Source organism: Pedococcus aerophilus (assembly GCF_039532215.1).
Taxonomy (GTDB): domain Bacteria; phylum Actinomycetota; class Actinomycetes; order Actinomycetales; family Dermatophilaceae; genus Pedococcus; species Pedococcus aerophilus.
This window is the reverse complement of record NZ_BAAARN010000003.1, coordinates 17,430-26,578: the sequence shown is the minus strand read 5'-3', so window position 1 is coordinate 26,578 and position 9,149 is coordinate 17,430. Positions and strand designations below refer to the sequence as shown.

Annotated in this window: 11 protein-coding genes and 1 riboswitch; of the genes, 5 read left to right on the top strand and 6 right to left on the bottom strand. The window is 72.4% G+C overall.

The window, feature by feature from the left end:
• Positions 1–58 precede the first annotated feature (58 nt).
• Positions 59–802 carry an SDR family NAD(P)-dependent oxidoreductase gene (locus ABD286_RS12150; RefSeq protein WP_344193755.1) on the bottom strand — a complete coding sequence of 248 codons (744 nt, stop codon included), beginning with the start codon at positions 800–802 and terminating at the stop codon, positions 59–61.
• On the bottom strand, positions 799–1,548 hold the full coding sequence (locus ABD286_RS12145) for a hypothetical protein (RefSeq protein WP_344193753.1): 750 nt from the start codon (positions 1,546–1,548) through the stop codon (positions 799–801). The genes ABD286_RS12150 and ABD286_RS12145 overlap by 4 nt, the downstream gene beginning before the upstream one ends.
• Before the next feature lie 69 nt (positions 1,549–1,617).
• On the opposite strand from ABD286_RS12145, the gene ABD286_RS12140 reads away from it, so the two are divergent.
• From ABD286_RS12140 to ABD286_RS12130, 3 genes are all read left to right on the top strand, one after another.
• Positions 1,618–2,859: an MFS transporter gene (locus tag ABD286_RS12140; RefSeq protein ID WP_344193751.1), complete on the top strand. Its 1,242-nt coding sequence runs from the start codon at positions 1,618–1,620 to the stop codon at positions 2,857–2,859.
• A 79-nt stretch (positions 2,860–2,938) separates the two neighbouring features.
• The gene (locus ABD286_RS12135; protein ID WP_344193749.1) at positions 2,939–3,637 is read left to right on the top strand and encodes an iron-dependent transcriptional repressor DtxR; all 699 of its coding nucleotides are present in this window, start codon (positions 2,939–2,941) and stop codon (positions 3,635–3,637) included.
• A 198-nt stretch (positions 3,638–3,835) separates the two neighbouring features.
• A riboswitch (cyclic di-AMP (ydaO/yuaA leader) is annotated at positions 3,836–4,033 on the top strand.
• Positions 4,034–4,035: 2 nt separating this feature from the next.
• Positions 4,036–4,818 (top strand): C40 family peptidase, encoded by a 783-nt coding sequence (locus tag ABD286_RS12130; protein ID WP_344193747.1) that lies wholly within the window; start codon positions 4,036–4,038, stop codon positions 4,816–4,818.
• A 92-nt stretch (positions 4,819–4,910) separates the two neighbouring features.
• Here ABD286_RS12130 and ABD286_RS12125 read toward each other — a convergent pair whose 3' ends face one another.
• Positions 4,911–5,555, bottom strand: a complete 645-nt coding sequence (locus ABD286_RS12125; protein WP_344193745.1) for a DUF305 domain-containing protein — start codon at positions 5,553–5,555, stop codon at positions 4,911–4,913.
• 64 nt (positions 5,556–5,619) lie between these two features.
• The gene (locus tag ABD286_RS12120; RefSeq protein ID WP_344193743.1) at positions 5,620–6,099 is read right to left on the bottom strand and encodes a hypothetical protein; all 480 of its coding nucleotides are present in this window, start codon (positions 6,097–6,099) and stop codon (positions 5,620–5,622) included.
• A gap of 88 nt (positions 6,100–6,187) precedes the next feature.
• Between ABD286_RS12120 and ABD286_RS12115 the strand changes: the two genes are divergently transcribed.
• Entirely contained in the window at positions 6,188–6,862 is a 675-nt protein-coding gene (locus ABD286_RS12115) for a DsbA family oxidoreductase (RefSeq protein WP_344193741.1), read from the top strand.
• 3 nt (positions 6,863–6,865) lie between these two features.
• Here ABD286_RS12115 and ABD286_RS12110 read toward each other — a convergent pair whose 3' ends face one another.
• Positions 6,866–7,396, bottom strand: coding sequence for an O-acetyl-ADP-ribose deacetylase (locus ABD286_RS12110; protein WP_344193739.1), 531 nt, complete (start codon positions 7,394–7,396; stop codon positions 6,866–6,868).
• Positions 7,397–7,446: 50 nt separating this feature from the next.
• Here ABD286_RS12110 and ABD286_RS12105 point away from each other — a divergent pair, with 50 nt between their 5' ends.
• A complete protein-coding gene (locus ABD286_RS12105) occupies positions 7,447–8,001 on the top strand; it encodes a hypothetical protein (protein ID WP_344193737.1) in 555 nt (184 codons plus the stop codon).
• Positions 8,002–8,022: 21 nt separating this feature from the next.
• Here the strand turns inward: ABD286_RS12105 and ABD286_RS12100 are convergent, their stop codons facing one another.
• The gene (locus ABD286_RS12100) at positions 8,023–9,120 is read right to left on the bottom strand and encodes a calcium:cation antiporter (protein ID WP_344193735.1); all 1,098 of its coding nucleotides are present in this window, start codon (positions 9,118–9,120) and stop codon (positions 8,023–8,025) included.
• Between the last annotated feature and the right edge of the window lie 29 nt (positions 9,121–9,149).

Below are 9,149 nucleotides of genomic sequence, written 5' to 3'. Positions count from 1 at the left end.
TGCCAGGCAGGGGTCAGGCAGGGGTCGGGTGGTCGCGGGTGCGGGACGGGGCCGGGGGTCAGGACTCGCGGTGGACCTTGTGGGCGGCGGCCTGGGCGCGGGGCTTGATGACCAGCAGGTCGATGTTCACGTGGGCCGGCCGTTGGACCATCCAGACGACGGCCTCGGCGACGTCGTCGGCCACGAGCGGCTCGGCGACCCCGGCGTAGACGGCGTCGGCCCGCTCCTGGTCGCCGCCGAACCTCGTCAGCGAGAACTCCTCGGTCTTCACCATGCCCGGGGCGACCTCGGTGATCCGCACCGGCTGGTCGACGAGCTCGAGGCGCAGCGTCTCGGTCAGGACGGCGACGGCGTGCTTGGCGGCGGTGTACCCCGAGCCGCCCTCGTAGACCGTGCGCCCAGCGATCGACCCGACGTTCACGATGGTGCCGGCGCCGGACGCGACCAGGGCCGGCAGCAGGGCCTGGGTGACCTGGAGCGTCCCGATCACGTTGGACTCGTACATCCCGCGCCAGTCCTCGACGTCGGTCGACGCCGCCGGTGCGAGGCCGAGCGCGCCGCCGGCGTTGTTGACGAGGACCTCGAGCCGGTCGCCCACCGCCGCTGCGAGCGCTGCGACGTCGCTCGCGTCCGACACGTCGCAGGTCACCGCCCGGCCGCCGATCTCTGCTGCGAGCGCCTCGATGCGGTCGGCCCGGCGGGCGGCGCACACCACCTCGTACCCCGCGGCCGCGAGCTGGCGGGCGGTGGCGGCACCGATGCCGCTGCTGGCCCCGGTGACGACGGCGAGGGGAGTGGTCATGCGGTGCCTCCTGCGGGGCTGGCGGGACGGATGGTGGTGGGGTCGATGGCGATCCAGGTGGCCTCGGCCTGCGCGAGCAGGGTGCCGTCGGCGGCATACAGGGCGGTGCCGCTGTGGTGCTTGCGCCCCTCCTCGCCGCGCTGCCACGCCATGACGACGTGGGGCTCGCCCACGGAGGGCAGCGAGTCGACCCGGGCGGTCATGGTGCCGAGGACCATGGGCCGGCCGGCGATGCCGGAGGCCCAGCCGCCCGGGCAGTCCAGCGCGGCCCAGACGGTCTCCGCGTCCACGTCGTCGGCCGGGACCCAGGCGCACGCGTACGTGTCGGAACCGTTGACCCGTCCGGGCTGCAGGCGCAGGCCGTCGTCGGCCGAGCGGCCGGTGCCGCACGAGTAGCAGGTGGGGAAGGGGTGGCCCTCGAGTCCTTCGTAGCGTTCGCCGGCTGCCTGCGCGGCCACGAACGACACCGGCCCCGGTATGCCGTCCCGTGACGGCCCCTGCGCGGCCTGTGCCTGTGCCACCAGCAGGTCGCCGTCGAAGAGCTCCACGGTGCTCGCGCCGTCGGGCCCCCTCGGGACGGTCCGGGCCGCCATCGCGCGGTCGAGCGGCGGGGGAGTCCGCAGCCGCACCGTCACCGCGGGCAGGTCGGGGGACGTGGTCACGTCCTGCGCGAGGTGGCCGCTGACCCAGCCGCCGTTGCCCGACTCGGGAGGACCGCTGAACCGCGCCGGCACGAGGAAAGCCATGCTCCGAACGTAGTCCGTCCCGCGAGCCCGTCGAGCGCTGACCCGGACCGCGGACGAGAATGGTGGGCGATGACCGACTCCACCCGACGACCAGGACCACGACCCGACCGGGCGGCCCCCGCCACGGACTCCTTTAGCCTCCGGGCCATCGCGGTCCCGGCGTTCGGCCCGACGGTCCTCGCGGCGGTCGGTCAGGGCGCGGTCCTGCCGGTCATGGTGCTGCGCGCCCGTGAGCTCGGTGCCTCGGTGACCGTCGCGGCCGGGATGGTCGCGCTCGTGGGGTTCGCCCAGCTGCTGGCCGCCCTCCCCGCCGGCGCCATCGTCAGCCGGATCGGGGAGACCCGGGCGCTGATGGGTGCCGCGCTCGTCGAGGTGGCGGCGATGCTCGCCGGCGCCTTCGCACCGAACCTGTGGGTCTTCGCGCTCGCCACCGCTGCCGTCGGTCTCGAGGCAGCCGTCTTCAACCTCGCCCGACAGGCGTACCTCACCGACGCCGTCCCCCTCGGCATGCGCGCCCGCGCCCTGTCCACGCTCGGCGGGGTGAACCGCATCGGGTTGTTCGTCGGGCCCTTCCTCGGGGCCCTGGCCGTGCACCAGGGCGGCATCCGCGCGGCATACCTCGTCGCGGCGGTGGGTGCCTTCGCGGCGTTCCTGCTCGTCGCGTTCGGTCCCGACCTCACCGCCACCCACGAGGCCTCCATGGTGGAGCGGTCCGGGGCGTCGGTGTGGTCGGTGCTCGGCAGCCACCGCCGCACCCTCCTCGCCCTGGGGAGCGGCGTGCTCGTCATCGCCGGCGCGCGGGCCTGCCGGACCTCTGTGCTCCCCCTGTATGCGGAGTCGATCGGGATCTCCGCGTCCGACACCGCGCTGGTGTTCGGGATCGCGGGCGCCGTGGACATGCTGCTCTTCTACCCGGCCGGGCTCGTCATGGACCGGTGGGGCAGGGCGTGGATCGCCGTGCCGACCGTGCTCGTCCTCGGCGTGGGGATGATGCTGCTGCCGCTGACGGCCTCGATCGTGCCGTTGACCGCGGTGGCGATGGTCATGGCGTTCGGCAACGGCATCGGCTCGGGCATCGTCATGACGCTGGGCGCGGACGCAGCGCCACCGGAGGCCCGGCCGCAGTTCCTCGGTGGCTGGCGGCTGATGGCAGACCTCGGCGGGACGGCCGGGCCCCTGCTGGTCGGCGCGATCGCGCTCGTGGCGCCGCTGGCGGCCGCGATCGTCACGGTGGGTGCGCTGAGCATCCTGGGAGGCGGGTGGCTGGCCTACTGGGTGCCACGGTTCGACCCCGTCCGCCGCCGCGCCTGACTCCGTCCGCCGTCGAGATCGATCGCGGATCCGACGACGCTCGGCGCGAGGTGACACCCGCAGGTGAGAGGCTTGGCCTGTGACGGACCTGATCGACACCACCGAGATGTACCTCAAGACGATCTTCGAGCTCGAGGAGGAGGGCATCGTCCCCCTGCGCGCCCGCATCGCCGAGCGTCTCGGGCACTCCGGCCCCACGGTCTCCCAGACCGTCGCCCGCATGGAGCGGGACGGTCTGCTCAGCCTCGGCGGCGACCGCCACCTCGAGCTCTCCGACCAGGGCCGCCTGCTCGCGACGCGGGTCATGCGCAAGCACCGCCTGGCCGAGCGGCTGCTCGTCGACGTGATCGGGCTCGAGTGGGAGTACGTCCACGACGAGGCCTGTCGCTGGGAGCACGTGATGTCCGAGCGGGTGGAGCGCAAGATCCTCGCCCTGCTCAAGGACCACCACGACTCGCCGTACGGCAACCCCATCCCCGGGCTCGACGAGCTGGGTGAGGAGGAGCCGATGGAGGGCTTCCGCACCGGTCTGCAGACCCTCACCGAGCTCGCCGGCGAGCAGCCCGAGACCGTCCTCGTGCGCCGGATCGGTGAGCCGGTCCAGGTCGACCACGAGGCGCTCGCGCTGCTGACCGTGGCCCGGCTGCTGCCCGGCGAGCGGGTCCGTGTGCACCGTGCCGAGGGCCGGGTCGTGGCCGTCCGCGAGGACGCTCCGGACTCCACCGCGGTGTCCCTGCCCGACGACGTCGCCCAGCACGTCTTCGCCGCGCTCATCTGATCGGTCCGTGGTAGCGCCTATGGGTCGCTGAGCACGAACACCGGGGTCCAGGCCCGCCTTCGATGCACGTTGAGGGCCGTTTGTTGGCGTTTTCTTGACTCGCCGTGACACGAATGTGACATTGCCGAGGCCTTTGGGTACGGTGTCCGAGGCCTCTTCGCCCCCCGAAGAGACTGGCCCGTTGTGGAAACGCCTAGTCCTGTCACCACGCCCGGGTCCACCAGCAACACCGCTTGGCAGGAGCGGGGGACCCAATTTCGGGCCGTCTCCGGACAGTCCTTGGGGTTAAGTCCTCGTGTGAGCGCCCGCAAGGTCGGGCGGCAGACCACGAGGGCCGGGTGACACACCTCCACCCGAACCCGACAGCTCACCTCGTAGGCGCTGGAGGTTCAACCATCGTGGCTTCACACTCAACTGGTCGCCATCGCGCGCCGGGTCGTTTCAACCCTGTCTCCGAGCTCGCTGACATCGCCGCCAAGGCCGCTCAGCCCGCCGTCAAGACCTCCGCCGTGATCGCGGCCTCTGGTGGTCTCGTGGCGTCGTTCGCTCTTCCCGCCTCTGCCGCCCCGTCCGCCGAGCCGTCCACCAAGGGTGCAGCCACCGCCGCTGCCCCCGTGGCCGTCCAGGCGCCCAAGGCCGCTGCCCCGCAGGCCGCCGACGCGTTCGGTGTCATCGGCTTCACTGCCACCGCCAAGCCGAAGCCCAAGCCGAAGCCGCGCCCTGTCGTGGTCCCGGTCGCCGAGACCCGCGAGACCCGCGAGGCCCCCGGCACCGCGAGCCGCTCGACGCAGCGCCAGGCGCCCGCGAAGGCCGCAGCGGAGCCTGCAGCCAAGACGTCCTCGAAGCCGGCCGCCGGTGGCGTCCTCGGCATCGCGGCGCAGTACGCCGGCATCATGTACGTCTACGGGGGCACCACCCCCGCGGGCTTCGACTGCTCTGGCTTCACGTCCTACGTGTTCCGCCAGGTCGGCATCAACCTGCCGCGCACGGCCGAGCAGCAGCGTCAGGCCGTCACCCCGGTGTCGAACCCGCAGCCCGGTGACCTCGTGTTCATGGGCTCCCCGGCCTACCACGTCGGCATCTACGCCGGTAACGGCAAGATGTGGGACAGCCCGCGCACCGGCAAGGCCGTCGCCCTGCGCGACATCTGGTCCTCCAGCGCCACCTTCGGTCGCCCCTGAGCGCATCCGCTCCGAGGCTGACCTCCAGCTCCACGAAGGGCCCCCACCGCAACGCGGTGGGGGCCCTTCGCTGCGTGCCGGGGTCGTCCTGCTCAGCCGGCGAGCATGGCCTCCATGGTCGCGATCTCGGCGGTCTGGGAGTCGATGATCGACCGGGCCAGCTTCTTCGCCTCGGCGTTGCTGCCTTCCGTGAGCTCGGTGCGGGACATCTCGACCGCGCCCTCGTGGTGCTCGATCATCATCGTCAGCCACATCCCCTCGAACTTCGCTCGCGGGGTGCCCTCGAGCGCGGTCAGGTCGTCGTCGCTCATCATGCCGCCCATCGAGCCCATGTCGTGCCCCATGGCGCCGTGGTCGGTCCCGGCGGGGTCCTCGCCCCAGCCGGTGAGCCACCCCTGCATCTGGGCGATCTCGGGTGCCTGCGCGGCCTTGATGGCCTTGGCCAACGCCACGAAGTCCTCGCTGGTGCCCATGCGCAGGGCCATGTCGGCCATGACGATGGCCTGCTGGTGGTGGGGCACCATCTCGGAGGCGAACGAGACATCGGCATCGTTGTGCGCCCCGGTGGCCGGGGTGGCCTTGGCACCGGGGCTGCCTGACGACGAGCTCGAGCCCATCATCGAGCCGTTGCCGGAACCCGACATCATGGAGTGGTCGTCGTCGCCACAGGCGCTGAGCGCCAGCCCGAGGACGAGGGTGGTGGAGGCGCCCACGAGGGCGCGGCGGAACGTGGTCATGGTGGTCCTTCTCTGTTCTGGTGCGGGTGGGGTGGCGGTCGCGCCCGGGCAGGGCGCAGCCCGCCTACGTCCGCGAGACGCAGAGCAGCAGGAGCGAGGTCGTATGGCGCGTCGGAGGGCTGCCGCGCACGCGGCGCCTGCGCACGGTCTGCACGGGAGCGGCGTGGCCGGGGCGACCCAGGAGGGCCAGGGCCGCCAGCAACGTCAGCAGGCCGAGCAGCAGGCGGAGCACCGCGGTGCAGATCTCTCCACCGTGCCCGGTCAGGTCGTCCGTCGGCGTGACCGCAGCGACGGTGGCGACGAGGATGACGACCTGAGGGGCCATCGACATCATGGGGTGCCCTGACTGGTCGGCGTGAGGGGCCTGGACCTGAGTCGGCGCGTGCTGCACGGGCGCAGGGCCGTGGCCGGGCTGGTGTCCGGGCAGGAGCCCGCCGTGGCCGATCCCGAACCCGTGCATGACCATCACCCCGAGCAGCACGAGGGCACCGGTGAGGGAGCGCGCGAGCCCGCGCGCTGCATACCGTCCGGTTGCTTTCCTCACCGCACCAGCCTACGTCGGCGTCGCCGGGCAGACCGGGCCACAGGTCCCGCCCCTGCCGCCTGCGCCGCACCCGTGTGAGGATGGACCGATGAACGCAGTGGAGATCGACGTCTGGGCCGACGTGGTCTGCCCGTGGTGCTACCTCGGCAAGAGGCGCCTCGAGCTGGCCATCGCCGAGAGCGCCCACCCGGCAGAGGTCACGGTGACCTACCACGCCTTCGAGCTCGACCCCAGCACGCCGAAGGGCACCGGGGACACCGTGCTCGCCTGGCTAGCCGGTCGGTACGGCACCGACCTCGCCGGGGCCCGGGAGATGGCGGAGCGCCCCGCGACCCTGGGCCGACCGGACGGCATCGAGATCGACGTGGACACGCAGCTGCGGTCCAACTCCTTCGACGCCCACCGGCTCGTCGCCCTCGGCCTGGCCCAGGGAGGGCCGGCACTGCAGGGCGCCGTGCTGGAGCGGATGTTCAACGCCCACTTCACCGAGGGCAAGGCCATCGACGACATCGAGACCCTCCAGCGCCTCGGTGCCGAGGCGGGGCTGGACGGCCGCCGCGTGTCGGCCGTGCTGGCCGGGGACGAGTACACCGAGGAGGTCCGCGGGGACGAGGAGGCCGCCCGCGAGCTCGGGATCACCGGCGTGCCGTTCTACATGGGCAACCAGAAGGTCGGGCTGTCGGGCGTGCACACCGTGGAAATCATCGGCAAGCTCATCGAGGCGGCTGCCGCCGACGACGAGCCGGCGACGGCCGACACCTGATCCTCAGGCCAGGACCGCCTCGAACGCCGCCAGCAGCCGATCGCTGAACAGCACGAAACGGACGACGTCGATCACGTCTTCGTTGTCCGGGTGGGCGGCGCGCTCGTGGCGCACGGCCGCAACGGCGACCCGCGCGACCTCGTCGGCGTCCCAACCGTAGACGCCGGCACTCACGGCCGGGAACGCCACCGAGCGCGCGCCGACCTCGCGCGCGACGGCGAGGCTCCGGGTGAAGCACGAGGCGAGCTGGGCCGGGTCGGTCTGGCCCCGGTGCCTGTCCGGCCCGACGGTGTGGATGACCCAGCGGGCAGGCAGGTCGCCGGCGCCGGTCGCCACGGCATCACCGACCTCGAGGCCGTCGCGGTGGGTGGTCGCGCGCAGCAGTCGGCACTCTGCGAGCAGGGTCGGTCCGGCTGCGGCATGGATGGCCCCGTCGACACCGCCCCCACCGAGCAGGGCCGAGTTCGCCGCGTTGACGATCGCGTCCACGTGCTCACGGGTGATGTCGCCGCGCACGGCCTCGATGCGGGTCATGCAGCCACGCTAGGACGCCGAGCCGGCGACCGCCCGGTAGCTTCGCGGGCGTGGCGATCCAGGAGTGGCCCGAGCACCGGGTGCGGCGACCGTGGCCGCGGTGGGTCCGCCGGGCGCTGGCCGGGGTGGCGGTCGTGTCGCTCGGCACGGCTGCGGTCGGGGTCCTGTCCGAGGCCCGGTGGTGGTCCCAGCCCGACGAGCAGGCTGTCGTCGTGGGACTCGACGACCGGCTGGGCGCGCTGCCCACGGGTTCGCGCTACGGCTGCCGGTCGACGATCCTCACCGAGTTCGCCGTGGCGGAGCCACGCTCCGGCCTGCCCGGCACCTTCTCCGAACCCACCTGTGAGGGCCGGTATGCCGTCGGGTCGACGGTGACCGTCCGCCGCCTTGCGGACGACCCCGGCGAGGTGCTCCTCGACCCGAGCGGGCCGTGGGACGTCGCTCGGGCCTCTGGCTGGGCGGTCGTCATCGCCGCCTTCGCCCTGGCGCTGCTGTGGCTCAAGGACACCGCCCTGCGCCTGGTCCTGCTCGGCCCGATCTGGGTCTGGACCCGGCTCAGCCGACGGCGCCGGGACCGTGCTGCCGACCGCCGCCGGCGCCGGTGAGGTGCGGCGGCGGCATACCGGTCAGGGGTTGACGGCGAGGAAGACGAACGCCGCGAGCAGGACGAGATGCACGCCGCCCTGGAGTCGGGTCGCGCGACCCGGGACCACGGTGAGGACGCTGACGAGGACGGTGAGACCGAGCAGCACCATCTGCGTCGAACCCAGGCCGAGGAGCAGTGGTCCGTCGAGCCAGATCGAGGCGATCGCGATGGCAGGGATGGTCAGGCCGATGCTGGCCATCGCGGACCCGAGGGCGAGGTTGAGGCTGATCTGGATGCGGTTGCGCTGGGCGGCGCGCACGGCTGCGATCGACTCGGGCAGCAGCACGAGCAGGGCGATGACGACACCGACGAACGACTGCGGGAACCCGGCCGCGGCCACGGCCGACTCGATGGCCGGGGACTCGACCTTGGCCAGGCCGACGACGGCGACGAGGGAGGCGAGGAGCAGGCCGAGGGAGGCGTAGGTCGCCTTGTTGCTCGGCGGGTCGGCGTGCTCGTCGTTGAGTGGCTGGCCCTCCTTGCCGACGGGCAGGAAGAAGTCGCGGTGACGAATGGTCTGCGTCGACACGAACATGCCGTAGAGGACCAGCGAGATGACGGCCGCGAAAGCCAGCTGGCCGGGGGTGAACTCCGGCCCCGGCTCACCGGTGGTGAACGTCGGCACCACCATGGTCAGGACGGCGAGCGTCGTGACGGTGGCCAGCGCGGCGCCGGTGCCCTCGGCGTTGAACGAGATGAGCTTGAACTTGCGGGCACCCATGAACAGCGACAACCCGACGATGCCGTTGCACGTGATCATCACGGCGGCGAACACGGTGTCACGCGCCAGCGACGAGGTCTCCGGGCCACCCGAGATCATCAGCGTGACGATGAGCGCCACCTCGATGATGGTGACCGCGACGGCGAGGACCAGCGAGCCGAAGGGCTCACCCACGCGATGCGCCACCACCTCCGCGTGGTGCACGGCGGCGAGCACCGCGGCGGCGAGCGCCACGGCGATGACGACGACGGGCAGGGTGCCGAGGTCACGTCCCCAGGAGAGGACGAGGGCGACGAGCGCCACGGCAGGAGAGAGGGTGGTCCAGGTGAGCATGGGGTTGGTCGTTCGCGCGGCCATGCTCCATTGTCCCAGACATTTCGAACTCC

Excerpts from the sequence above, each read along its gene's own strand:
- ABD286_RS12115 (WP_344193741.1), top strand. The coding sequence starts at position 6,188 with ATGAACGCAGTGGAGATCGACGTCTGGGCCGACGTGGTCTGCCCGTGG.
- ABD286_RS12125 (WP_344193745.1), bottom strand. The coding sequence starts at position 5,555 with ATGACCACGTTCCGCCGCGCCCTCGTGGGCGCCTCCACCACCCTCGTC.
- ABD286_RS12100 (WP_344193735.1), bottom strand. The coding sequence starts at position 9,120 with ATGGCCGCGCGAACGACCAACCCCATGCTCACCTGGACCACCCTCTCT.
- ABD286_RS12145 (WP_344193753.1), bottom strand. The coding sequence starts at position 1,548 with ATGGCTTTCCTCGTGCCGGCGCGGTTCAGCGGTCCTCCCGAGTCGGGC.
- ABD286_RS12110 (WP_344193739.1), bottom strand. The coding sequence starts at position 7,396 with ATGACCCGCATCGAGGCCGTGCGCGGCGACATCACCCGTGAGCACGTG.
- ABD286_RS12140 (WP_344193751.1), top strand. The coding sequence starts at position 1,618 with ATGACCGACTCCACCCGACGACCAGGACCACGACCCGACCGGGCGGCC.
- ABD286_RS12150 (WP_344193755.1), bottom strand. The coding sequence starts at position 802 with ATGACCACTCCCCTCGCCGTCGTCACCGGGGCCAGCAGCGGCATCGGT.